The sequence below is a fragment of the Streptomyces sp. NPDC029151 genome (genome assembly GCF_055564315.1).
The window spans coordinates 222358-244365 of record NZ_JBVHWQ010000006.1; the positions used below are offsets into that span (position 1 = coordinate 222358).

General features: G+C 69.4%; 21 protein-coding genes, 1 tRNA gene and 2 pseudogenes. 10 read left to right on the forward strand and 14 right to left on the reverse strand.

The genetic code is table 11. The features are described from left to right. Positions 1 to 158: 158 nt before the first annotated feature. The 3 genes from pfkB to ACZ4VF_RS23305 form a co-directional block, all read right to left on the reverse strand. On the reverse strand, positions 159 to 1106 hold the full coding sequence (gene pfkB, locus ACZ4VF_RS23295) for a 1-phosphofructokinase (protein WP_467928241.1): 948 nt from the start codon (positions 1104 to 1106) through the stop codon (positions 159 to 161). After that, the gene (locus tag ACZ4VF_RS23300) at positions 1103 to 1864 is read right to left on the reverse strand and encodes a DeoR/GlpR family DNA-binding transcription regulator (RefSeq protein ID WP_467928242.1); all 762 of its coding nucleotides are present in this window, start codon (positions 1862 to 1864) and stop codon (positions 1103 to 1105) included. The genes pfkB and ACZ4VF_RS23300 overlap by 4 nt, the downstream gene beginning before the upstream one ends. Positions 1865 to 2129: 265 nt before the next feature. Beyond that, the gene (locus ACZ4VF_RS23305) at positions 2130 to 3644 is read right to left on the reverse strand and encodes an MFS transporter (protein ID WP_467928243.1); all 1515 of its coding nucleotides are present in this window, start codon (positions 3642 to 3644) and stop codon (positions 2130 to 2132) included. Between the two features lie 62 nt (positions 3645 to 3706). Between ACZ4VF_RS23305 and ACZ4VF_RS23310 the strand changes: the two genes are divergently transcribed. Continuing rightward, positions 3707 to 4690 carry a helix-turn-helix transcriptional regulator gene (locus ACZ4VF_RS23310; protein WP_467928245.1) on the forward strand — a complete coding sequence of 328 codons (984 nt, stop codon included), beginning with the start codon at positions 3707 to 3709 and terminating at the stop codon, positions 4688 to 4690. Between the two features lie 114 nt (positions 4691 to 4804). Here the strand turns inward: ACZ4VF_RS23310 and ACZ4VF_RS23315 are convergent, their stop codons facing one another. Together ACZ4VF_RS23315 and ACZ4VF_RS23320 are read right to left on the reverse strand one after the other, a co-directional pair. Further along, positions 4805 to 5467 carry a TetR/AcrR family transcriptional regulator gene (locus ACZ4VF_RS23315; protein WP_467928631.1) on the reverse strand — a complete coding sequence of 221 codons (663 nt, stop codon included), beginning with the start codon at positions 5465 to 5467 and terminating at the stop codon, positions 4805 to 4807. Between the two features lie 629 nt (positions 5468 to 6096). Beyond that, positions 6097 to 7095 (reverse strand): sigma-70 family RNA polymerase sigma factor, encoded by a 999-nt coding sequence (locus ACZ4VF_RS23320; RefSeq protein WP_467928246.1) that lies wholly within the window; start codon positions 7093 to 7095, stop codon positions 6097 to 6099. Between the two features lie 228 nt (positions 7096 to 7323). On the opposite strand from ACZ4VF_RS23320, the gene ACZ4VF_RS23325 reads away from it, so the two are divergent. Then, positions 7324 to 7842, forward strand: coding sequence for a GNAT family N-acetyltransferase (locus tag ACZ4VF_RS23325; RefSeq protein ID WP_467928247.1), 519 nt, complete (start codon positions 7324 to 7326; stop codon positions 7840 to 7842). Between the two features lie 10 nt (positions 7843 to 7852). Here the strand turns inward: ACZ4VF_RS23325 and ACZ4VF_RS23330 are convergent, their stop codons facing one another. Continuing rightward, entirely contained in the window at positions 7853 to 8641 is a 789-nt protein-coding gene (locus tag ACZ4VF_RS23330) for a dioxygenase family protein (protein ID WP_467928249.1), read from the reverse strand. Positions 8642 to 8745: 104 nt separating this feature from the next. On the opposite strand from ACZ4VF_RS23330, the gene ACZ4VF_RS23335 reads away from it, so the two are divergent. Next, positions 8746 to 9258, forward strand: a complete 513-nt coding sequence (locus ACZ4VF_RS23335) for a MarR family winged helix-turn-helix transcriptional regulator (protein WP_467928250.1) — start codon at positions 8746 to 8748, stop codon at positions 9256 to 9258. A gap of 175 nt (positions 9259 to 9433) precedes the next feature. On the opposite strand, the gene ACZ4VF_RS23340 is transcribed toward ACZ4VF_RS23335, so the two are convergent. Together ACZ4VF_RS23340 and ACZ4VF_RS23345 are read right to left on the reverse strand one after the other, a co-directional pair. Further along, on the reverse strand, positions 9434 to 10978 hold the full coding sequence (locus ACZ4VF_RS23340; protein ID WP_467928251.1) for an MFS transporter: 1545 nt from the start codon (positions 10976 to 10978) through the stop codon (positions 9434 to 9436). Positions 10979 to 11148: 170 nt separating this feature from the next. Then, a complete protein-coding gene (locus tag ACZ4VF_RS23345; RefSeq protein ID WP_467928632.1) occupies positions 11149 to 11787 on the reverse strand; it encodes a TetR/AcrR family transcriptional regulator in 639 nt (212 codons plus the stop codon). A gap of 385 nt (positions 11788 to 12172) precedes the next feature. Here ACZ4VF_RS23345 and ACZ4VF_RS23350 point away from each other — a divergent pair, with 385 nt between their 5' ends. Beyond that, positions 12173 to 13459 carry a M6 family metalloprotease domain-containing protein gene (locus tag ACZ4VF_RS23350; RefSeq protein ID WP_467928252.1) on the forward strand — a complete coding sequence of 429 codons (1287 nt, stop codon included), beginning with the start codon at positions 12173 to 12175 and terminating at the stop codon, positions 13457 to 13459. 670 nt (positions 13460 to 14129) lie between these two features. Continuing rightward, positions 14130 to 14202, forward strand: a tRNA-Arg gene (locus ACZ4VF_RS23355). Positions 14203 to 14283: 81 nt separating this feature from the next. Here ACZ4VF_RS23355 and ACZ4VF_RS23360 read toward each other — a convergent pair. Then, positions 14284 to 14971: pseudogene (locus ACZ4VF_RS23360) on the reverse strand (tyrosine-type recombinase/integrase); the annotation flags it as partial. Here ACZ4VF_RS23360 and ACZ4VF_RS23365 point away from each other — a divergent pair. The 4 genes from ACZ4VF_RS23365 to ACZ4VF_RS23380 all read left to right on the forward strand — a co-directional run bounded on the left by ACZ4VF_RS23365 (position 14955) and on the right by ACZ4VF_RS23380 (position 17202). Next, positions 14955 to 15380, forward strand: a complete 426-nt coding sequence (locus tag ACZ4VF_RS23365; RefSeq protein WP_467928254.1) for an ATP-binding protein — start codon at positions 14955 to 14957, stop codon at positions 15378 to 15380. The pseudogene ACZ4VF_RS23360 and the gene ACZ4VF_RS23365 overlap by 17 nt on opposite strands. After that, positions 15374 to 15769 (forward strand): hypothetical protein, encoded by a 396-nt coding sequence (locus tag ACZ4VF_RS23370; protein WP_467928255.1) that lies wholly within the window; start codon positions 15374 to 15376, stop codon positions 15767 to 15769. The genes ACZ4VF_RS23365 and ACZ4VF_RS23370 overlap by 7 nt, the downstream gene beginning before the upstream one ends. A gap of 53 nt (positions 15770 to 15822) precedes the next feature. Further along, positions 15823 to 15981 (forward strand): hypothetical protein, encoded by a 159-nt coding sequence (locus ACZ4VF_RS23375; protein ID WP_467928256.1) that lies wholly within the window; start codon positions 15823 to 15825, stop codon positions 15979 to 15981. A 504-nt stretch (positions 15982 to 16485) separates the two neighbouring features. Continuing rightward, positions 16486 to 17202, forward strand: a complete 717-nt coding sequence (locus ACZ4VF_RS23380) for a hypothetical protein (protein ID WP_467928257.1) — start codon at positions 16486 to 16488, stop codon at positions 17200 to 17202. Between the two features lie 351 nt (positions 17203 to 17553). Here ACZ4VF_RS23380 and ACZ4VF_RS23385 read toward each other — a convergent pair whose 3' ends face one another. From ACZ4VF_RS23385 to ACZ4VF_RS23395, 3 genes are all read right to left on the reverse strand, one after another. After that, the gene (locus ACZ4VF_RS23385; RefSeq protein ID WP_467928259.1) at positions 17554 to 18000 is read right to left on the reverse strand and encodes a hypothetical protein; all 447 of its coding nucleotides are present in this window, start codon (positions 17998 to 18000) and stop codon (positions 17554 to 17556) included. 168 nt (positions 18001 to 18168) lie between these two features. Further along, positions 18169 to 18483 (reverse strand): hypothetical protein, encoded by a 315-nt coding sequence (locus tag ACZ4VF_RS23390; protein ID WP_467928260.1) that lies wholly within the window; start codon positions 18481 to 18483, stop codon positions 18169 to 18171. Between the two features lie 416 nt (positions 18484 to 18899). Continuing rightward, positions 18900 to 19388, reverse strand: a complete 489-nt coding sequence (locus ACZ4VF_RS23395) for a hypothetical protein (RefSeq protein ID WP_467928261.1) — start codon at positions 19386 to 19388, stop codon at positions 18900 to 18902. 107 nt (positions 19389 to 19495) lie between these two features. Between ACZ4VF_RS23395 and ACZ4VF_RS23400 the strand changes: the two are divergent. Then, positions 19496 to 20262 (forward strand): annotated as a pseudogene (locus ACZ4VF_RS23400) (transposase). Positions 20263 to 20432: 170 nt separating this feature from the next. On the opposite strand, the gene ACZ4VF_RS23405 reads toward ACZ4VF_RS23400, so the two are convergent. Both ACZ4VF_RS23405 and ACZ4VF_RS23410 read right to left on the reverse strand, forming a co-directional pair. Beyond that, on the reverse strand, positions 20433 to 20741 hold the full coding sequence (locus ACZ4VF_RS23405; RefSeq protein WP_467928262.1) for a DUF7677 family protein: 309 nt from the start codon (positions 20739 to 20741) through the stop codon (positions 20433 to 20435). 118 nt (positions 20742 to 20859) lie between these two features. Next, positions 20860 to 21459 carry a hypothetical protein gene (locus ACZ4VF_RS23410; RefSeq protein WP_467928264.1) on the reverse strand — a complete coding sequence of 200 codons (600 nt, stop codon included), beginning with the start codon at positions 21457 to 21459 and terminating at the stop codon, positions 20860 to 20862. Positions 21460 to 22008 lie beyond the last annotated feature (549 nt).

A 22008-nucleotide genomic window follows, 5' to 3' on the forward strand; every position in this document is an offset into this window, starting at 1 on the left:
ACGGCGGCTCGGCCGGCCGTGCCGCCCGGTGGCCGCGGCGGATAACGGGGACCCCCGCCGCTCGGAGGCCGGCGGGGTCGGCGGGGTGGGCCTCACGGACCCGGCGCGTCCGCCCAGCCGGCGGAATCCGGGGCGGATGCCACTGCGCGCGAGCGAGGTCATGACACCGGCTCCGTCAGTTCGCGGTCGAGTGGGATGTCGGCCGTGACCGTCACCGCCGCCGGATCCAGGTCGTCCGGGGCCGGCATCACGCTGCCGGGGAGCTGGACGGCGGCGGCGCCGTGGGCGACGGCGGAGACGAGGGCCTGGGGGCCGGTGCCGCCGGCGATGAGGAAGCCGGCCAGGGAGGCGTCGCCGGCGCCGACGTTGCTGCGGACGGCGCGGACGTGGGCGGCGCCGAACCACGCACCGGTGTCCGACACCAGGAGCTGCCCGTCGGCGCCCAGGCTCGCGAGCACGGCGCGTGCGCCCATCGCGCGCACCTCCTCGGCCGCCTTGAGCGCGTCCCCCACGGTCGTCAGGGGCCGCCCCACGGCTTCCGCCAGTTCCTCGGCGTTCGGCTTCACCACGTCGGGCCGGGCGCGCAGCGCCTCCAGGAGCGCACGCCCCGAGGTGTCCAGCGCGATACGGGCGCCCCCGGCGTGGGCCCGGGTGACGACATCGGCGTACCAGGAGGGCGCGAGCCCCCCGGGCAGGCTGCCGCAGCAGGCGATCCAGTCGGCGTCGGCGGACTGGGCGCGGATGGTGTCCAGGAGCAGTTCCTGTTCCGCCGCGGACAGCTCCGGGCCCGGCGCGTTGATCTTCGTGAGCACCCCGTCGGCTTCCGCGAGCGCGATGTTGGAGCGGGTGGCGCCGGTGACCGGGACCGGCGCGACCTCGATGCCCTGCGCGTGGAGCAGATCGGCGACGAGCGCGCCCGGCGCGCCGCCCAGAGGCAGGACGGCGACCGTGCGCCGGCCGGCGGCGGCGACGGCGCGCGAGACGTTCACGCCCTTGCCGCCGGGGTCCATGCGCTCGCCGGTGGCGCGGACGACCTCGCCGCGCTCCAGGGCGGGGACCTCGTAGGTGCGGTCGAGGGAGGGGTTGGGGGTGACGGTGAGGATCATGCGCGCACTACTTCCGTGCCGCCACGCTCGATGGCGGCGGCGTCTTCCGGGCTCAGCCCGCTGTCGGTGATCAGCAGGTCCACATCGCTCAGGTCGCCGAAGCGGGCGAAGTGCTCCTGGCCGTGCTTGGAGGAGTCGGCCAGCAGCACCACGCGGCGCGCGGCGGCGACGGCGGCCCGCTTGACCGCGGCCTCGGCGAGGTCGGGCGTGGTCAGACCGTGCTCGGCGGAGAAGCCGTTGGCGGCGACGAACAGCACGTCGGCGCGGATCTCCCCGTACGCGCGGAGCGCCCAGGCGTCCACGGCGGCGCGCGTACGGTGCCGTACGCGCCCACCGACCAGGTGGAGCTGGATGCCCGGGTGGTCGGCGAGGCGGGCGGCGATCGGCAGGGAGTGCGTGACGACGGTGAGCCGGGCCTCCAGCGGGATGGCCGCGGCCAGGCGGGCGACCGTCGTACCGGCGTCGAGGACCAGGGTGCCCTCGGCCGGCAGTTCGGAGAGGGCGGCCTTGGCGACGCGGTCCTTCTCGTCGGCGGCGGTGGACTCGCGCTCGGCGAGGTCCGGCTCGAAGTCGAGACGGCCGACCGGGATGGCGCCGCCGTGCACCCGGCGGACGAGACCGGCGCGGTCGAGGGCCTTCAGATCACGGCGGATGGTCTCCGCGGTGACCTGGAACTCCTCGGCCAGTGACAGCACGTCCACCCGGCCGCCGTCACGGGCGAGCCGGAGGATCTCCTGCTGCCGTTCCGGTGCGTACATGTCCGTTCGCCTCCGCCTCATGCCCGAACGTGTGGTTTTACTGGGAGAGTACGTCCGGTTTTCCAGAATGTAAACAAGTCCGGACCACAACCGGGCACGAACGGACTTCCGGCGCTGTCCGCACAGCAGCGAGGCCCGGCACCTGATCGGTGCCGGGCCCCACGTCGTGCCTGGTCATGAAGTGGCCGGAGCTCCGTGAGGGAGCCGGTCCGGGCTCCGTCAGGAAACCGGTCCGGGGCTCCGCGGAGCCCCGGACCGGCACCCGTCAGGGAACCAGTTCCGGCTCCCGCGCCGCCGCCGGAACCTCCTGCTCCGCGCCCTCGACGTGCTGGGCCGGACGCTTCGGCAGGGCGAACATCAGCAGGAAGATCACGCCCATGATCCCGGCCACCCACCACAGCGCGTACTGGAAGGCGTGGACGAACGCCGGACCGACCTGTACGGCCGTCAACCGGTCGCCGATCCGCCCGAAGAAGACCACCGACACCAGTCCCAGCCCCAGCGCGTTGCCCATCTGCTGCACCGTGTTGATCAGCCCGGAAGCGGACCCGGCGTGCTCGCGCGGCACCTCCGAGAGCACCGCGTCGGTCAGCGGCGCGACGATCAGTCCCATGCCGGCCCCCATCACGACCAGGGGCAGCGCCATCTGCCAGGAGGCGATGGTCTGGCCGTAGCGGTGCGCCTCCCACAGGTAGAGCAGCACACCGGCCCCCATGACCAGCGCGCCCGTCTGGAGCACCTTGCGGCCGAACCGCGGGACCAGCTGCTGCACCGACAGCCCGGCCGCCGTGGACACCGCGAGGGAGAACGGCACCCCGGTCAGCCCGGCCCGCAGCGGCGTCCAGGCCAGGCCGACCTGCATGTACAGCGTCCAGACCAGGAAGAAGATGCCGAGCGCGACACCGAAGACGGTCTGCACGGCGATGCCCGCGGCGAAGCTCTTCACCCGGAAGAGGGACAGTTCGACGAGCGGGGAACCGTCCCTGGCGGCCTTCCGTTTCTCGTAGGACACCAGCGCCGCGAAGACGACGACCGCACCGGCCATGCAGACGTCCCCCCACAGCGGCCAGCCCAGCTCACGTCCCCGAGTGAGCGGATACAGCAGCATCAGCAGACCCAAGGTCACCAGGGCGACGCCGACGAGGTCCAGCTTCAGCGCCCTGGGTGCCTTCGACTCCGTGATGTAGCGACGGCCCAGCAGCCAGGCGACGACACCGACAGGAAGGTTGATGAGGAAGATGGGGCGCCATTCGAGTCCGAACAGGTTCCACTCCGTCAGCAGCGCGCCCAGCAGCGGGCCGGAGACCGCGCCGAGGCCGACGATCGCGCCGAACAGGCCGAAGACCTTGCCGCGTTCATGGGCCGGGAAGGTGGCGTGCACGATCGACAGCACCTGCGGCACCATCAGCGCGGCCATCCCGCCCTGGAGGAGGCGGGAGGCGACCAGCATCTCCGGGTTGGCGGCGAAACCGCACAGGGCGGAGGCGAGGGTGAAGCCGCCGACCCCCAGGAGGAACAGCCGCTTACGGCCGTGGATGTCACCGAGCCGGCCGCCGGTGATCAGACCGGCGGCGAACGCCAGGGCGTACCCGGCGGTTATCCACTGGATCTGACTGACCGTCGCGTGGGCGCTTCGCTCGATGGACGGGATGGCGATGTTGACGATCGTCACGTCGACCAGGTCCATGAAGGCCGCGGTCATGACGATGGCCAGGGCCAGCCAGCGGGTCCGGTCGGGCGTTCCGCGCCCCTGGGCGGTGTTGCTGTCGTTCGGCGTCATGAGAGGACGGTAGAACCGCACTAGGACAGATCGTGTCCTATATCTGCGGCATGCTCATCGGTATGACAACCGACACACCAGCCCGGCTGCTGCAGCTCCTCTCCCTTCTCCAGACGCCGCGTGAGTGGCCCGGCGGTGAGCTGGCCGACCGGCTGGGGGTCTCGCGGCGGACCGTGCGGCGGGACATCGACCGGCTGCGGGAGCTGGGCTACCCGGTGCAGGCGACGAAGGGCGCGGACGGCGGATACCGGCTGGTCGCCGGCAAGGCCATGCCGCCTCTGGTGCTGGACGACGAGGAGGCCGTCGCCATCGCGGTGGGACTGCGGGCCGGCGCCGGGCACGCCGTGGAGGGGGTGGACGAGGCGTCCGTGCGGGCGCTGGCCAAGCTGGAGCAGGTGCTGCCTTCCCGGCTGCGCCACCGGGTGTCCACGCTCCAGGCCGCGACCACTCCGCTCACCAGCGGGGACGGGCCGAGCATCGCTCCGGAGACGCTGACCGTGATGGCGTCGACGGTGGCGGGGCACGAGCGGCTGCGGTTCGCCTACCGCGACAAGGACGGCAGCGCCTCCCGCCGGCTGACCGAGCCGCACCGGCTGGTGTCGACGGGCCGGCGCTGGTACCTGGTCGCGTACGACCTCGACCGGGCCGACTGGCGCACCTTCCGCGTCGACCGGGTGAGCGAGCCGTTCGCGACCGGAGTCCGGTTCGCGCCACGGGAGTTGCCGACGGGGAGCGCCGCCGAGTACCTGCGGCAGTCGATCCACCGGCGACAGGAGACGTACGCGTTCGAGGTGCGGTTCGCCGCACCGGCGGAAGCCGTCTCCACGCGGGTCGCGCAGTGGCTCGGGACGCCCGAGGACGACGGAGCGGGCGGCTGCGTCCTGCGGGGCACCACCGGCGACCCCACGGAGTGGCTGGCGGTGCGGCTGGCGATGGCGGGGTACGAGTTCTCGGTCCGGGCACCGCAGGAACTGGCGCAGGCCGCACGGGAGTTGGGAGGACGGTTGAGCAGGGCGGCAGAAGGCGGGGGTGGCGGCGGGGCGTAGAGGGGGGCACGGCTCCCGCTCCCGTGTCACCCCCCATGCTCACGACTCCCCCTCCCGCTCCCCCCTCTCACCGTTCCCCCTTCGACCCCCGCTCTCCCGCCTCCGCCCCCGCTCTCACGCCCCCTGCTCCCGCTGTCCGCCCCATGCGAAGCCGCGCAGGGCGCGGAGGTTGCGCAGGGCGAGGGCCGCCGGGCTTCCGGGGCCGGTGGGCGGGGCCGTGGTGGTGGCCCACGACTCGACGGCCACGCGGACGGCGGCAGCGGCCACGGCGGCGGCGAAGCGCAGGTCCGGGCCGGGCTGTACCGGCTGGGCCCCCGCGGCTTCCAGGCCGACCGAAGTCACCGAGCCCCCCGTCCCCTCCCGCTCCCGCCCTCTTTCCCGCTCCCTCTCTCCCAGGGTCTCCGCCAGTGCCCCCTCCGACGCCTGGCACACCTCTGCCCAGACCTTGCGCAGGGCCGGGCTGGTGTCGGCGAGGCGGACCAGGGTGCGGAGCCATTCCCAGGAGGCGGCCGAGACGCCGATGCCCGGGGTGAGGGTGTGGTGGACGGCGTGTTCCAGCGCCTGGGGGAGGGACAGGTGGGCCGGGGCCGTACGGACCGCCTCGGTCCAGCGTTGGGCGCCGGCTGCGTAGAGCGGGGCGACCGCCTCTTCCTTGGTGGCGAAATAGCGGTAGAACGTGCGCGGTGCGATGCCCGCGGCCTGGGCGATGTCCTCGGCGCGGGTCGCCCGCAGGCCCTGCTGGACGAAAAGGGCCGCCGCCGCCCGGGCGATCTCCATCCGGGTCTCGGCCTTCCGGCGTTCGGTGAGGGACACCGGTGCGGAGGCGGAAAACGGCTGGTGGGCGGCGCTGGGGGTGGTGCTCATCCCGGCAGGCTATGCCCGTGTGGCAGAATCTGCCATCCGGCGGTCCACCCCGGGGTTCAGGTACGGGGTGGGCCGCCATTCCACCAGGCCAGCACGTCGGGACGCAGGCCGCCCAGGCCGCGCCGGCCGGTGCGCCCGCCTACGGAATCCTCGCCGAGACCTTCTGCGATCTCTCGGCTCTCCGCGCTCGCCACACTCTCAGGGCTCGCCACACTCTGCGGCGCACTCTTTCGCCCCCTCTGCTCGGCCCGCGCTGTCGGACCTCCGCGAGAAAAGGCCGGACTCCGGCGCCCGGGGGGGATGGGCGCCGAAGCCCGGCTCGGGAAGTCCCGGCGCCGGGGGGGGATTGCGTCGGGACGTGGTTCACGTGGGGTCGGCCGAGGGTGGTCGGCCGGGGGGCGGTGCGAGTGGGGAGTGCGGTACCCGGGCCCGTTCCTGGGCCCGGAAGGGTTGTTCCCTCGGGCCCAGCGGTTGAAGCGACGGGACCACGTCATGTTTGCGCCGTCTTTCGCACCAGGCGTACGCCCCGTACGCCCCCTGCGTCACGCCGCCGCGTCGAAGCCGGTCTGGTGGGCCAGCTTCTTCAGCTCCAGCAGGGCGTGCTTCTCGATCTGCCGGATCCGCTCGCGGGTGAGTCCGTGCTCCTTGCCGACCTCGGTGAGGGTGCGCTCGCGGCCGTCCTCGATGCCGTACCGCATCTTGATGATGGAGGCCGTGCGCTGGTCCAGGCGGCCGATCAGGTCGTCCAGTTCCTCGCTGCGCAGCAGGGTCAGGACGGACTGCTCGGGGCTGACCGCCGAGGTGTCCTCCAGCAGGTCGCCGAACTGGGTCTCGCCCTCGTCGTCCACCGACATGTTCAGCGAGACCGGGTCGCGGGCCCAGTCGAGGACGTCGATGACGCGCTCCGGGTTCGAGCCCAGTTCCGCGGCGATCTCCGCGGGCTCCGGCTCGCGGCCGTGCTCGCGGTTGAACTCACGCTGGACGCGGCGGATGCGGCCCAGCTCCTCCACCAGGTGGACGGGGAGGCGGATCGTGCGGGACTGGTCGGCGATGGAGCGGGTGATGGCCTGACGGATCCACCAGGTCGCGTAGGTCGAGAACTTGAAGCCCTTGCGGTAGTCGAACTTCTCGACGGCGCGCACCAGGCCGGCGTTGCCCTCCTGGATCAGGTCGAGGAGGGGCAGGCCGCTGCGCGGGTAGCGCCGGGCGACCGCGACGACCAGGCGGAGGTTGGAACGGATGAAGACGTCCTTGGCCCGCTCGCCGGCGGCGACCAGGGCCTCCAGTTCCTCGCGGGTGGCGTCCGTCGCGGACTCCTCCTCGCCGTCGAGGACCTGCCGCGCGAACACACCCGCCTCGATGGTCTGGGACAGCTCGACCTCCTTGGCGGCGTCGAGCAGCGGCGTACGCGCGATCTCGTCGAGGTACATGCCGACCAGGTCGCGGTCTGCGATCTCGCCGCCATGAGCGCGAACACTGCTTGCCGAGTCGGCCGTCTCGCCGGTGGCGGACTGACGACGGGCGACGGCACGGGTTGCCATGCGTGCTCCCTTGCGATGGTGGGCTGGCGGGTGGTCCTGGTGAACGCCTGGCACGGACGGGGACCGCCTCTGGGACTGGCTCACTCGTTCCGCGGCCTTCGTTCCGAGACTTTCTCCGAGTGCCCGGCATCCGTGGGAAACAACGACTGGAATCCGGACAGAATTCCCAACCTGCCCCCCGATTTTTCTGATCATGCAGTACCCTGTTCCGCCACGCGGGGAGGCGAGATGGCGTCAGATCAGGCCGAGGTGCAGGTCAGACCGGGGTTGGAGGGCGACCTCGAAGCCCTCACGGCGATCTACAACCACTACGTGCGTGAGACGGCGATCACATTCGACACCGCGGCTTTCACTCCGGAAGAGCGCCGCCCTTGGCTGCTCTCCCACCCGGAAGACGGCCCGCACCGGCTGATGGTTGCCACGGACCCGGGATCAAGCCGGATTCTGGGGTACGCCACGTCCAGCCCTTACCGCCCGAAGCCGGCGTACGCGACGTCGGTGGAGACCTCGGTGTACGTCGCGCCGGACGCCGGACGGCGCGGGATCGGCACCCTGCTGTACGGCGCCCTGTTCAGGGCGCTGGCCGGGGAGGACGTGCACCGCGCGTACGCCGGGATCGCCCAGCCCAACGAGGCGTCGACCCGGCTCCACGAGCGGTTCGGCTTCCGGTACGTCGGTACGTACGGCGAGGTGGGCCGCAAGTTCGGCCGCTACTGGGACGTGGCCTGGTACGAGAAGCGCCTGTAGCCCCCGACTCTCACCCGAACTGCACGGACCGCTTCGCCATTCCCATCCAGAACCCGTCGATCACCGACTTCTGCGCGTCCAGCTCGCCGCCGGCCTCCGCCGCGCCCATGGTGACGAAGAGCGGGGCGAAGTGTTCGGTGCGGGGGTGGGCGTAGCGGCCGGCCGGGGCCTTGTCCAGGAAGTCGAGCAGGGCGTCCCAGTCGCGGGCCTCCAGGGCCCGCCGGCCCCAGTCGTCGAACTCCGAGGACCAGCTCGGCACGCCGCCGGAGTGGCGCAGGGCGGCGAGGTTGTGGGTGAAGAAACCGGAGCCGACGATCAGGACGCCTTCGTCGCGCAGGGGGGCGAGCCTGCGGCCGATGTCCATCAGGCGGACGGGGTCGAGGGTGGGCATGGAGATCTGCAGGACGGGGATGTCGGCGGCGGGGAACATCTCGACGAGGGGGACGTAGGCGCCGTGGTCGAGGCCCCGGTCGGGGATGTCCTGGACGGGGGTGCCGGGGGCGCGCAGCAGCTTGCGGACGGCCTCGGCGAGCGCCGGTGCGCCGGGGGCCGGGTACCGGACCCGGTAGTAGTGCTCGGGGAAGCCCCAGAAGTCGTAGACCAGCGGGACGGTCTCAACCGCGCCGAGGGCGAGCGGGGCCTCCTCCCAGTGGGCGGAGACCATGAGGATCGCCTTGGGGCGGGGCAGGCCGGCGGACCAGGCGGCGAGCTGGCCGGGCCAGACGGGGTTGTCGGCGAGCGGCGGGGCGCCGTGGCTGAGGTACAGGGCGGGCATGCGCTCCTGGGCGGTGGCGGACATCGCGGCGGCTCCCAGTGGTCCACTTGCTTTAACTCTCAAGCTCTTGCCGCCACCTTACGCCCGACTTGTTCAAGTTTCAAGGAGCCGCCTCGTACAGTGGACGCATGAACACGGCACCGGACCCCGCCGACGCACGGCACCGCTGGCTCAGCGACGAGGAACAACGCGTCTGGCGCGCCTACCGGCACGCCACCACCCTGCTGGAGGACCACCTCGACCGGCAGCTGCAGCGCGACGCGGGCATGCCGCACATCTACTACGGCCTCCTCGTCGGCCTCGCCGAGGCACCCCGCCGCCGGCTGCGGATGACGGAACTGGCGATGCAGGCCAAGATCACCCGCTCCCGCCTCTCCCACGCGATCGCCCGGCTGGAGCAGAACGGCTGGGTGCGCCGCGAGGACTGCCCCTCCGACAAGCGCGGCCAGTTCGCCGTACTCACCGACGAGGGCCACGAGGTCCTGCGGCGCACCGCGCCCGGGCACGTGACCGCCGTACGGCAGGCACTGTTCGACCGGCTCACCCCGGAACAGCAGAAGGCCCTCGGCGAGATCATGGAGATCGTCGCCGAGGGCCTCCAGCCCAACGAAGCGGGTGCGGACCTTCCCTGGCTCCGCTAGATCACCGCACGGCCGCTCGCCGCCCGGTCGCCGTACGACCGCCCGCGGTCCCGCGGCGGTACGACCGCCACCTCACGGGGATGGCCGTACGGCCGTCGCCGCACCTGGATGGTCGTACGGCCGTCGCCGCACCGGGACGGTGACGGCGACCGTACGGCCGCTCACCGTCCGCCGGTCAGTGGGCCACCACCGGCACCGGCAGCTCGTCCTCGATGCCGTCACCGGAGCCGGAGGCCGCCGGGGTGGCGCCGGGCCGGCCGGCGTTGACGAAGGTGAAGGCGATCAGGGAGGCGACGGTGAGGATGCCGACGGCGAACCAGATGGCGCTGCTGTAGCCGTGCACCATGCCCTGGAGCTTCACCAGGTCCTGCTGCGGCTTGCCCGCGGCACCGGCGATGTGGTCCTTGATGTACGAGGTGGTCGCCGAGGAGGCGATGGTGTTCAGCAGGGCGGTGCCGATCGCGCCGCCCACCTGCTGCGAGGTGTTGACCATCGCGGAGGCGACACCGGCGTCCCGGGGCTGGACGCCCTGGGTGGCCAGGGACATCGCCGGCATGAACGCCGTACCCATGCCGAGGCCGAGCAGCACCATCGCGGGCAGCAGCAGGACGCCGTACGAGGAGTCGATCTCCAGCTGGGTCAGCAGCAGCATGCCGAGCGCGGCGACCAGGAAGCCCGGGCCCATCAGCAGGCGGGCCGGGACGCGAGTCATCAGCCGGGTGCCGATCTGGGTCGAGCCGGTGATCATGCCGGCCACCATCGGCAGGAAGGCGAAGCCGGTCTTGACCGGCGAGTAGCCCTTCACGACCTGCAGGTAGTAGGTCAGGAAGAGGAACAGGCCGAACATGCCGATGATCGCGAGACCGAGGGAGAGGTAGATACCGCCGCGGTTGCGGTCGGTCACCACGCGCAGCGGCAGCAGCGGGGCCTTGACCCTGGCCTCGACGACCACGAACGCGAGCAGCAGCACCACGGACGCGACGAACATCGACACGGTCACCGCGTCGCCCCAGCCGTCGGACTCGGCGCGCGTGAAGCCGTAGACCAGCGCGACCAGGCCGAGGGTGGACAGCAGGACGCCGGGGATGTCGAGCGGGTTGCGGTTACGGCCGCCCTCCGGCTCCCGGATCACGAAGTAGGCACCGGCCGCGGCGACCACGGCGAACGGGACGTTCACGAAGAAGGTCCAGCGCCAGTCCAGGTACTCGGTGAGGAAGCCGCCGAGGATCAGGCCGACGGCACCGCCACCGCCCGCGATCGCGCCGTAGATGCCGAACGCCTTGGCGCGCTCCTTGGCGTCGGTGAACATGACGGCCAGCAGGGACAACGCGGCCGGGGCGAGCAGCGCGCCGAAGACACCCTGGAGGGCGCGGGCACCGAACATCAGGGCGCCGGTGGTGGCGGCACCGCCGAGCGCGGAGGCGGCCGCGAAGCCGCCGAGACCGAGCACGAAGGTGCGCTTGCGGCCCCACAGGTCGGCGATCCGGCCGCCGAACAGCAGCAGACCGCCGAAGGCGAGGGCGTAGGCCGTGATCACCCACTGCTTGTTGCCGTCGGATATGCCCAGGTCCTGCTGGGCGGCGGGCAGGGCGATGTTCACGATGGTGGCGTCGAGGACGACCATCAGCTGGGCGAGCGCGATGAAGACGAGCGCTTTCCAGCGGTTGGCGTCACCGCTCGCAGCGGTGGCGCCGGGAGCCTTGAGGGCTGTTTCGGACATGGAGATACCCACTTCGGGACTACGGGACTTCACGACAGAGGACGTGACGAAAAATGATGAGAAAACGGAGTAAGGCGGAAAGGTGAAGGGGAGACACAGCGGCCGGAGGAACTGCCGTGCCCGGGTGGTGGACCGGATGCGGGAGGCGAACTAATCGGTCGGCGGATCGGTCAGCAGTCGCGCAGCTCCCTCATCGAGACGGCCTCGCCCGGGAGTGCGGAGCGGGCGGGGGCCCGCAGACCGTCGAGGAAGAGTTGCAGATGGCGGTGGACGAAGCGGTCGCCGCGCATGCAGTCCGTGCCGGCCGGGGGCCGGCTCAGCTGGGCCACGACGATCAGCAGGTCGCCCACGCCGACGTCCGGCCGGAGCTGTCCGGCCGCCTTGGCCCGGCCCATGATCTCCTCCACGAGCCGCTCGACGCTCTCGCGGGAGGCCTCCAGGTCGGGGTGGTGCTTGTCGAACGTGCTGGACACCATGGGGCACAGCGCGCTGATCCGCTCGTCGGCGGCGGCGTGCACGAAGCGCTCCAGGGCGGCGAACGCGTCCCCGGTCTCTCCGAGGGCCAGTTCGGCGGCCTCGACCGTGCGGTCCATGACCGAGCAGACGACCTCGCGGACGAGGGCGTCGCGGTCGGGGAAGTTGCGGTACACCGTGGCGTTGCCGACACCGGCCCGGCGGGCGATCTCGTCCAGCGGCACGTCCGGGCCGTGCTCGACGAACATCTCCCGGGCGGCGGTGACGATCCGCTCCCGGTTGCGCAGGGCGTCGGCGCGCGGCCGGGGCGCCTTGCGCGCTGCGGGGGCGGTCATGGCGGTCACGGCGTACTCCTCTTGTCGACGGGGACGGTGATGCGGGTCGCTCCCGTATCACCAGCGTGTCACCGGGCGTACCACCGACCTGCTCCCCCGGGCGGGTCACCGGCGGTACCCCTGGCGTCCCGGACGATCCGGGGAGCAGGTCCCCGTTTCGCTCGGACACAGGGCTAAACGGGGAAACGGTCCCCGGTTATTTCCCGGCCACGAAAAGATTCCTGTGACCTGAGACACAATCAGCCGCCGCCGGGATTCACCCCCGTGCGGCCCGGCTTTCCCACGATCGGTCTCCTCCAGCGCGCGCCCGCAGCGGCGCCGACACAGGGTGAGCGCAAGGGTGCAGCCGGAGACCGGCGGCTGCCGTGGCGCGAAAGGTCCCTGCATGCAGCCGCAGTCGCCGCCCCGCCGCCGGATACGCCCGCGCCGGTTCGCCGCCCTGTCCGTGGTGACCGCACTGACCCTCGCGGTCAGCACCTCGGCCGGGGCCGGCAACCTGACGGCGCCCGCCACCACCGCCGGGCCGGTGAACCTGGCCCGCTCCTCCGCACTCGTACCCTGCATGATCCATGGCGGCCTGGACGTGCAGATGACCGAGGGCCTGCCCACTCCGCCGGGCTACTCCCGGGCGACGGGCACCGTACGCGCCCTGACCGTGATGGTCGACTTCCCCGACGCCCCCGGCCAGGGCAGCGCGATGGACCGCTTCCACGAGTTCTTCCCGCAGACGCAGGAATGGTTCCGCACGGCGTCGTACGGCCGGCTCGACTACCGCCCCGAGACCCCGGTCACCGGCTGGCTGCGCATGCCGAAGTCCTTCCGGTCCTACGGCATAGAGCGCGGCGCCCCCTTCGACCCCGGGTACCGCACCCTGGTCCAGGACCTGGTGGCCGCCGCCGACCCGACGGTGGACTTCCGCGACTACGACCTGCTGAACGTGCTCGTCACCCCGAACGCCGGCCCCTCCGCCCTGGACACCGTGCTGTCCGTGACCTTCGCCGGCAACGACGACGCCCCGGTCGCCGACGGCATCCGCATATCCAACGCCTCCTTCGTCTACTCCCGCCAGGACGACGGCTCCGGCACCTACTCCCGTACCGGCTACCGCGTACTGCCGCACGAGAACGGCCACACCTTCGGCCTGCCCGACCTGTACACGCAGGAGGGCGGGGGCGCGGTCGGGCACTGGGACATCATGAGCGAGGACTGGGGCGCCAACAACGACATGCTCGGCTGGCACAAGTGGAAGCTGGGCTGGCTGGACGGCGGCCAGGTCGGCTGCGCGGCGGGGCGGGGCACCGTCGACTACACCCTGTCCCCGCTGTACAGGCCGGGCGGCGGCAAGCTGATCCTCGTCCCGGTCACCACCCGCACCACCTACGCGCTGGAGGTCCGCGCACAGGGCGGCAACGACGAGGCGGTGTGCCGTCCCGGCGTCCTCATCTACAAGGTCGACGCCGCCGTCGACACCGGCCGCGGCCCCGTCACCGTCTTCGACAGCCACCGCCACAGCGGGGGCTGCACCCGCAGCCCCAACGTCCACACCGAACTCTCCGACGCCCCCTTCACCCCCGGCGAGAGCTTCCGCGATCCCCGCCACGGCATCACCGTCCAGGTGGTGAGCACGGACGAGGACGGGAACTACCGGGTGCGGATCACGCGGGGGTCGTGAGTGGGGGCGGGGGGACTGGGCGGGGGCGGGAGGAGTGGGCGGGAGTGTGAGGAGTGGGCGGGGGCGCGGGGAGTGCGGGAGCGCGGGGAGTGGGCGGGGGTATGTCGGGCGGCGTTTCACGGGCCGGGGGTCCGGTCGGCGTTCATCGGATGGGGAGGACCGGTCGGGGTTCACCGGACGGGGAGGACCGGTCGGCGTTCATCGACTGCGGGGCCGGCCGTCGTTCATCGGCTGGGGGGCCGGCCGTCGTTCATCGGCTGGGGGGCCCGCCGTCGTTCATCGGGCGGCGTTGTCATCGGCCGACGTTCATCGGCTCGGGTCCAACGGCCCGTTTGGTTGCCCCGGCTACGTACGACGGTGAAGGCGATGGAGACCGACCTGCGCACGGCGCCTACGGCACCACCAGGCCAGCGCTCCATACCCGTACCGGTCCGCGACCGCACGGGCCGTACGGTCGCCGCCCTGAACGTGACCACACACGTGGCTCCCCGCCGTCTGGAGGAGCGCGTCCGCACCCTCCTGCCTGTCCCCCGCTCGACAACCGACCTCCACCAGGCCGACCTCCACACCGCCTTCCGCTTCCCCCTCGACCCGACCCCCATTCCCTCCAACCCGCCGCACGCTGATCCGGTACCCTGTCCACCAAGCGCCCACCAGGACGCCCACCCACGCCTTCGTAGCTCAGGGGATAGAGCACCGCTCTCCTAAAGCGGGTGTCGCAGGTTCGAATCCTGCCGGGGGCACAGAGAGAAGGGCCAGCTCAGGAGGGATCCCCTCCCAGGCTGGCCCTTCGTCGTGTCCGGGGTCGTGCCACAGGCGTGCCACTACGGGCCTGTGGGTTCCTCCTCAGAGGCGCCCGAGGCCGCTCCCCCACCACCACGGATACATGGCGCCAAGCCGGTCGGCGATGGCCCGGTCACGGTCGCTGGTCATGTGCTGGTAGATCAGCGCGGCGCGCGAGCTGCTGTGGCCCATGCGGGTCATCAGCTCGCGGGTGCTGGCCCCAGCCGTGGAGGCGAGCGTATTGCCGGTGTGCCGCAGATCATGGAAATGCAGTTCGGCCGAGACGCCCGCAGCCTTCCGGGCCTTGACCCAGTCGTCCTGGAAGTTGCTCCGCCGCAGTTGCCCTCCCTGGGGGCCGACGAAGACGTGTCCGTCGCGGCCCGGGGCAGCGAAGTCCTCCAGGTGGCGCGTCACGTCGCCGAGCAGTTCGGCCGGGAAGGAAACGGTGCGAACCCCGGCCGCGGACTTCGGCGCCTTGTCGAAGAGCCGGCCGTCCTGCAACTCAGCCTGAACACGGCGCATGGTGACGGTCAGCCCCTCCAGGTCGATGTCCCGGCGCCGCAGGGCCGCCAGCTCCCCGAACCGCAGAGTGGTGAAGGCCGCCAAGAGGACAAGCAGCCGGTAGCGCGGCGCGATGGAGTCGGCGATGGCGAAGACCTCCGCCACCGTGAGGACTGGCCGTTCGGGCACGTCGCAGCGGTCCGCGCCCTTGATGCGGCACGGGTTGCGCGCCCGGGTCTGGGGGCTGAGTTGCCCAGGATTCCCAGAAGAAGTCAGCCGGGCCCGCCGATGGACCCGTGACATCCTGCGCGGCTCCCCCTTAGCCGAAGACGCCGAACTGATCGTGAGCGAGCTGAGCACGAACGCGATCCGCCACACGGCAAGCGGCTGGGAGTCCGGCAGCTTCCACCTGGCCGTCGCGGTCTCCGCTCAGGTGGTCGCCGTCTCGGTCACGGACGACGGCGGCACGGGCACAGCCCCGAAGGTCGAGCACCAGGACCAGGCCGCCGAGCACGGCCGAGGACTGGTCATGGTCAGCGCCATCGCCCACCGGGTCATCGTGCACGACAGCGACCAGGGCTACACAGTCGCCGCGGAGCTCTACGCGGACGCCAGGCGGGGAGGCCATCCATGCTGAGCCAGAATCCCCGCCGCGGCTTCTGGTGCGAGTGCTGGACGGAAAACCTCGCCGAGGAGCAGGGGCCGGCGCTCCTGGCATCTTTCGACGCCTACTCGGCACCACAGGCCGACCGATGGGTCGCGGTCGCACTTCGCACCATCTCACCGGCCCTGGACTCGGACGCCTCGGACGAGGCATGGGAGTGGCTGCACGACGGCCGTGCCGAGACCAGGCGAGCACTCCTACGGTCCGAACCCTGCACGGTGTCGGTCACACACGCTGACACCCGCGTCACCTGGACCATCCGGCCCGTGACCTACCTGCCCCTCGCTAATCCCGCGCGCAGGGAACTCCCGCCCTGCGCTCACGACTTCAAGCGTCTTCCCACGGCAACCCGCCTCAGCTGATGACGAAGGCCCGGCCTCGCATCTGAAGCCGGGCCTCATGCATGCTCAATCACATGAGCGCCTACAGCAGCGATCTGGACCTGAACGTCAGCGACACCACCGGCAACGGCGTCGAGGTAGATGTAGCAACGAACCTGCTGAACGGCACCGTGCGACTGTCAGTGCTGTGGACCAGGAGATCTACCTGCACCCCGACGATGCCGAACGGGTAGCCCAGTCACTGCTACGAGCCGCCGAACACGGCCGCCGCATCGCGGAGGCCCGAAGCTCGGGAGCTGATCGATCTACCGGCTCCAGCCAGTGAGTTACAACTTTCTCTACTGGTTCAAGGCCCGCGCACGGCGCGGGCGCGCGCCGCCTCTGCGGCGCGGCCTGTCTCCTGTCTGCGCCCCGGCTGGCCGCGCCCGGCGGCGCGCTGCGTGCATGCGGGCAAAGGTAGGAAAACTCTCTGTGGCTGAGGCCGGTCGGCTCCACGGCTTTAGGCAGCCAATTTGGCGCGAGCCTCGAAGATCATGGCCCAAAATCGGGCACTAACGGGCAGGCTCACAAACCTGTCCGATCCGCTGGCTAGCGGAATGGGCCATGACCGCTCGCGCCAAATCAGCTCCAACCCAAAGCCGCTCCGCCGACCTGTTACTGAAGGCTGAGCGCAAGTTCCCACAGTGCAGGGTAATCTCTTGTATCGACTATGGCAGCAGTAAGCCTACGCCGGGGGCATGGTGAGCGAAGCTAGCAATCAGGTCAGCAGCTGGGAACGAGATGTTAGCGAGCTCAGCGGCATAGAAGTTGGCAGCCGCGAGTTCGAAGAAACCTACGGAAGCCTATTTAGCCGCAAGTGGGAAATCGGGCGAAAGCCGCAAAGTGACTCCGATTGGATAACTGAGTATAAGCTACTCAAAGAGGGCTATACAAACGCAATGCGGGCCCTTATTAAGGAAAAGGACAATCGGGCGCAACTACTTGATGAGGAGATGGGTAAGAAATTTCAGCTTGGCAAACGCCCCGAAACGCCCGAAGAAATCGAAGCCGAGGCCCAGCTTCGTGACACTGAGCGTCGTTGGGAGGTCGAACTCGAAGATCGTAAGCACAGGGCTGATCTGGAATCTCATGATCGAAAGCACAAAGCCACTCTTGCCGCGAACCAGGCGAATCTTGTTCAGCGAGCAGAGAGCATTCGCGGATGGGCATTGGTTGCCGTTGTGGTCACCATTGTGATCTCGCCATGGGTGGCCATCTTCGCTGGCGTTCAACCAGAAGACTTCGGGCTCTATATGATTCCCGTGACGGGAATCGGTGGCACAATCATCGGCTACTGGTTCGGCCAGGGAGGGCGTGCAACCGCGCCTTCGCACCCGTTCCCTCAATCACCCGAAATGCTGCTGTCGGCGGGAGATGTGGGGCATCTTTCTCCAAGGCCTAACAACAGCCACTAGTCATAGTAGAGTTATTAGTGAGCCTTTGCGTATCGTGAATTATCTGTGGACTGGCCCGCCTTAGTCCAGCGCTCGCGAAGTATTGGCCATTTACTCCTCAAACGGAAACGCCGGCCGATGCTTACCGTAAGCGTCTGGGCCGTCCCTGGGCCGTCCGAAGCCGACCAACGCTGACAGTCGGCACCCACAGGTGACCACCCCCACCCCGCTCTGGCCCTGGCTGGCGGAGTTGATCTGCGACACTGGAAGGGTTATGCCTGCACCCGGAGAACTGGCAGCCGTCAGATGAGAGCGGGTCACTCACCTGCGCGGAGTCCCTGTTTGAACCGTCTCTAGGCCGTGCGTCGACGCTCAGAAGTGAGACAGACGGCGGCGCACCACCTTGCCGCTCGCCGCTAAAAACTGCTTCGTAGCAGCGCCGTGACGGTCCCAAAGGTCGTCATAATCTGCATCATTCACGTCCCCACGTCGCCAGCAGCTTCCCAGCCGCCGGCCAGCCCTGTTCAGCTGATCCAGCGACGACAGCAAAGCTTCGTCCTTGGAGAGGATGTGTACGCGAGCTGTTGCCAGCCGCAGGGCCGAAAGGTCCCAGCCAGCGACCCGCCCCTCCAAGCCCAGGTGACGTTCTTCCCAGATGCGATCCCGGAACTCCGTGGAGGACGCCGCCACGACGGCGCACTGCTCAAGTAGAAGCTCTGAGATGCGAGCCCGTTCCTCAGACTGCTTCACCAAGTGCTGGCCCACGAGCGCGATCGCGGCACCAGCGATGGTCGCTAACAACGTCCCCCATGCGCCCATGTAAGGCATTGTTCCCCTGTCTCATACGGGCGCATGCATGTCAGGTGGGGTCAAGGCGCGAGAGGCAATGACCGGCGGGTGACTGACCCGCGGTCCGCCCATGTGGACAGTTCGCAGGTCAGAGCGGCACTCACCTCACCTCGCTCCTGAAGTGGTTATCCAGCGCGCTTACCGATCCCACACCCGCTGGAACTCTTCGGCTGAGATGCTCTCCAGCGGGTCTTCGTCAGGGTCGATCGCTTGGTCTGTCAGGAAGCCGTGCTCATCCTCCAGGTGCTCCCAGCTGTACCGGTGGAGTTCGCCGGCCGAAGTCAACTCGGCCTGCTTGATGACGATCAACTCACTGCGGTCGGGTACGGCTTCGATGTACCAAAGGCCGCCTTCCTCGTCAGCGTGGCGGAAGTGGCTCCGCAGGGTGGCACCCTCGTCGAGTGCTCGGTAGTACGCCATGATCTCTGCCGCGATGCGCTCCAGGTCAGCCACGCGACCATCGTGCCAGCGAGCGCATACGGATACGCCGTTCTGACATCCATGCGTGACATCAACGACGCCGGACGCCAGCGCTTCTGGATGGTCTGGCACGGCTAGCGTGGCCAGGCGGCTCCCCGGCGGTGCCGCGCAGCGATCGAACTCCTAAAGCGGTGGTCACACGACTCTGCGGCCGACGGGAGTGACGGCAGCGCTGACGGCAACGACGGCGGACGGCAGCGGCGTTCGGCAGCCGGGCACGGTGCTGGCAAGGCGCCATCGACCCAGCCCACCAGGGCCCTGCCCGCATCTTCTAAGCGCCTGGTCTGGTTCGCGGGTGAGTTTCTGAACGAGGGCGCCCGCCGGTCACTGGTAGATCGTGCACGTGATCCCGCTCAACTAAAGCTTGTCCCGTAACCGCGGGCGCGGGATCAGGATCCGTTGCGGTCGGGTGAGGTGGCGCACTGCAGCCACTTATCCACCACGTCGCGGGAGTCGTCGAGAGCCGGATCGCGACTCCCACTGGGCGCGTAGGCCGGTGACCGGTCGGCACGCAGCGGCAAGTGGGCGCAGTACCAGGCTCGCTTGGCACCCGCTTGCTCCGCGTCCGTGCCCGTCAGCGCATAGTTGAGCAGTGCCGCCGTGACTCGTCGGCGCCCGAATGCGTAGAGCGCGGGCTCGATGAACCAACGGCAGAAACTGGGGTCAGGGTCATAGACGGCTGCGGCCATCAACGGTGCGAAGAACTCCTCGGACAGGGCGCGTTCGAGTAGTGGCTTGCGCACCGCATGGGCCAGGTGTCGCGCGCGTCGGTCTTCCGGCACGTTTGCTGCGCTGTCCAGGTCCAGCAGCCGAGCCACCTCGGCTGCTGCCGACAGGAATGTCGGTGCCTCTGCCTCGTTCCGCTCTTCGTCGCCCATGGGCAGCATCCTGGCGGATCCCACCTCGAGAGGTAGATGGACGCTGGTCGCTGATCCGTGCATCCCGCTTGTCGCTCAGCGACCTCGCCCAGTGAAACGATCACGGCGTGGCTGGAGTGATCACGGCGTCGGCGCCGTCCTGGATAGGCCCCTTCACAGGGCTGAGCCCGCGCTGCTTCGGCAAGTTGGTAACCGCAGTACGGCGCGAGCAGGCCGCATATCGACAGCGCGGCCGACCCTGGAGTCTGTCGCTGGAGGATCGCATCCTGCTGGTCACGGCCTACTGGCGCACGAACTTGACCATGCGGCAGCTCGCACCGCTGTTCGGCGTCTCGAAGTCTGCAGCCGATCGGATCATCGACCATCTTGGCCCGCTACTGGCCCTCCAGCCACGCCAGCGGTTCCGCAAGGACGCCGTGCTCATCGTGGACGGCACGCTCGTGCCCACCCGCGACCGCACGATCGCCGAGCAGTCCAAGAACTACCGCTACTCCACCGCCCACCAGGTCGTCATCGACGCTGACACCCGTCTGTCGTCGTGATCGGTCGGCCGTTGCCCGGCAACCGACACGACTCCCGGGGCTGGGAAGAATCTGGTGCCAGTGCCGCCGTCGGCGCCACGATGACGATCGCTGACGGCGGCTACCAAGGCACCGGCCTGGTCATCCCGCACCGCCGTCAGAAAGGGCGAGAACTCCCGGCCTGGCAGGAGGAGAACAACCGCTCTCACATGCGGGTTCGCGCCCGCGTCGAGCACACCTTCGCCCGGATGAAGTGCTGGAACATCCTCCGCGATTGCCGCCTCAAGGGCGACGGCGTCCACCACGCGCTGCTTGGCATCGCACGCCTGCACAACCTCGCCCTCGCTGGGTAGGCGAGGAGTTCGTACCGGATCGAACCTCGCTCACGCCCAGATCGAAGATCACTTACGGGACAGCCTTTACGCGGGACCGGTGTGCACCAGGCCATGCTCGGTGTTGCACGGCTCCACAACCTCGCACTCGCCGGATAGGACGGCCGTACGCAGGTCCGTCCTGCGCAGAATCAATGGAGTGCGCATTCCCACGGCTCGATGTCCGGCTCGCCCGGCGGAAGCTCTCCCTTGCAGTACCTGTAGAGCCACGTTGCCGCCCTGCGCTCAGCGTGCTTTTCGTTGACCGGCTCGCCCTGTTCGTCCAGTTCGAGGACGTTGGCGAAGATGGCGAAACAGATCTCCGCCTGAGAAGGGGACTCATGGAGCTCTTCCCAGTAGTCGATCCCTTCCAGCATCGGGTGACCCACCGAGCCACGGGCGAGCCATCCAGCGAAGCGCCGGAAGGCACCCGACGTGCCAGGACTGAGGTGTGAACGCATGCCATGAATCTAGCCTCAGCCGGCCGAGGTCACAGCGCCGACCTCGCTCCGGCCGCTCCAGACCAGACGGTGCCGACCACGTCAGGCTTTACGGGACAGCCTTTAGTAGTAGTTGGTGTCAGACCTTGAGGGCGTAAGTCTTAGCAGCCTTGTCGATCTCGTCAGCCAGGGTCCGGAGATCTGTTGATAGCGCCTCGCTCCAGTCCCTGATGGGGCACTTGAGATCGACTCCTAGGCTAGCGAGCTTCTCCACTTGGCCCCTCAACTGCTCCATGACAGCACGATGCTTAGTGAGCTTGTCGCGCTCGGCTGCTGCTTCGGCCTCTACATGCGGCCAGGATCGTGCCGTGTACTCCAATGCACCCACGAGAGTTTCTGTCGTATGGGTTCGAACCGCTTCGTTTGCGAGCGGAAGAGCCTTTTTGAGTTCTGAGTGGGCGCGGCGAGCCCTCCTCCATTCGGCTTCGGCTGCCTCAGCCGCCTGCTTCTGCTTCGCTTGGGCGGCTTCCGCCTCCGCGCTCAGTTCCCAGTCCAACTTTGCGTGTCGGATCGCCTGCTTCTTACGGCGATCGGCCTTGCGTACTTTGACCTGGTCACGCAGGTCGTCCAGCCAGGCGTGAGCAGCACCCTTGGCTACGATGCGCCAGGCTGTCGTCAGCCCCCGCCAACGTGTCCGCGTGACCGCGTGACCGCAGATCGTAGCGATGAGCGTAGTCAAGGTCGGCAGCGCGCACCACGACCGCACCAGACTTAGCAGAGAGCTGCGGGGAATGACGCTGAAAGGCGTTCCGCCCCCCAACCAGGCCATGCGACACCGTTCACTAAGGTCAACGCTCGTTCCGCCACAAGATGCTTGCAGCCTCCCGAGCTGAGGACTCAGGCACCGTTAGCACGTGCCGGCGTCGTGACTTGCTCTGGTCGACGGTGCTGGCAGCGTAGTGAAGGCCGGTGGGGGTGCAGCGAGGCACACGCGCGCCTGGTCGGTCGGTGCGCCCGCCGTCATGGCTGACTGTCGTCGGCTGAAATTCGTGCCACAGCCGTGCCACATGCAGGGGTCAACCACGGTCAACATCAGTGCCTTGCGGTCGAGTAGCCGCTCACTTCCTCGGCCGGCGAAGTCGCAGCTCAGCCCGCAGATCACTCAGCCTCTCTCCTAAAGCGGGTGTCGCAGGTTCGAATCCTGCCGGGGGCACAGCGTTGTTCAGGGCGAAGGCCCCGGGACCTCCCAGGTCAGGGAGGGTCCGGGGCCTTTCTGGTGCCGTCGGCA

Bases quoted from the DNA above. Each gene is read 5' to 3' on its own strand.
- pfkB (WP_467928241.1), bottom strand. From the start codon at position 1,106: ATGATCCTCACCGTCACCCCCAACCCCTCCCTCGACCGCACCTACGAG.
- ACZ4VF_RS23300 (WP_467928242.1), bottom strand. From the start codon at position 1,864: ATGTACGCACCGGAACGGCAGCAGGAGATCCTCCGGCTCGCCCGTGAC.
- ACZ4VF_RS23305 (WP_467928243.1), bottom strand. From the start codon at position 3,644: ATGACGCCGAACGACAGCAACACCGCCCAGGGGCGCGGAACGCCCGAC.
- ACZ4VF_RS23310 (WP_467928245.1), top strand. From the start codon at position 3,707: ATGACAACCGACACACCAGCCCGGCTGCTGCAGCTCCTCTCCCTTCTC.
- ACZ4VF_RS23315 (WP_467928631.1), bottom strand. From the start codon at position 5,467: ATGGAGATCGCCCGGGCGGCGGCGGCCCTTTTCGTCCAGCAGGGCCTG.
- ACZ4VF_RS23320 (WP_467928246.1), bottom strand. From the start codon at position 7,095: ATGGCAACCCGTGCCGTCGCCCGTCGTCAGTCCGCCACCGGCGAGACG.
- ACZ4VF_RS23325 (WP_467928247.1), top strand. From the start codon at position 7,324: ATGGCGTCAGATCAGGCCGAGGTGCAGGTCAGACCGGGGTTGGAGGGC.
- ACZ4VF_RS23330 (WP_467928249.1), bottom strand. From the start codon at position 8,641: ATGTCCGCCACCGCCCAGGAGCGCATGCCCGCCCTGTACCTCAGCCAC.
- ACZ4VF_RS23335 (WP_467928250.1), top strand. From the start codon at position 8,746: ATGAACACGGCACCGGACCCCGCCGACGCACGGCACCGCTGGCTCAGC.
- ACZ4VF_RS23340 (WP_467928251.1), bottom strand. From the start codon at position 10,978: ATGTCCGAAACAGCCCTCAAGGCTCCCGGCGCCACCGCTGCGAGCGGT.
- ACZ4VF_RS23345 (WP_467928632.1), bottom strand. From the start codon at position 11,787: ATGACCGCCCCCGCAGCGCGCAAGGCGCCCCGGCCGCGCGCCGACGCC.
- ACZ4VF_RS23350 (WP_467928252.1), top strand. From the start codon at position 12,173: ATGCAGCCGCAGTCGCCGCCCCGCCGCCGGATACGCCCGCGCCGGTTC.
- ACZ4VF_RS23365 (WP_467928254.1), top strand. From the start codon at position 14,955: ATGCGGCACGGGTTGCGCGCCCGGGTCTGGGGGCTGAGTTGCCCAGGA.
- ACZ4VF_RS23370 (WP_467928255.1), top strand. From the start codon at position 15,374: ATGCTGAGCCAGAATCCCCGCCGCGGCTTCTGGTGCGAGTGCTGGACG.
- ACZ4VF_RS23375 (WP_467928256.1), top strand. From the start codon at position 15,823: ATGAGCGCCTACAGCAGCGATCTGGACCTGAACGTCAGCGACACCACC.
- ACZ4VF_RS23380 (WP_467928257.1), top strand. From the start codon at position 16,486: ATGGTGAGCGAAGCTAGCAATCAGGTCAGCAGCTGGGAACGAGATGTT.
- ACZ4VF_RS23385 (WP_467928259.1), bottom strand. From the start codon at position 18,000: ATGGGCGCATGGGGGACGTTGTTAGCGACCATCGCTGGTGCCGCGATC.
- ACZ4VF_RS23395 (WP_467928261.1), bottom strand. From the start codon at position 19,388: ATGGGCGACGAAGAGCGGAACGAGGCAGAGGCACCGACATTCCTGTCG.
- ACZ4VF_RS23405 (WP_467928262.1), bottom strand. From the start codon at position 20,741: ATGCGTTCACACCTCAGTCCTGGCACGTCGGGTGCCTTCCGGCGCTTC.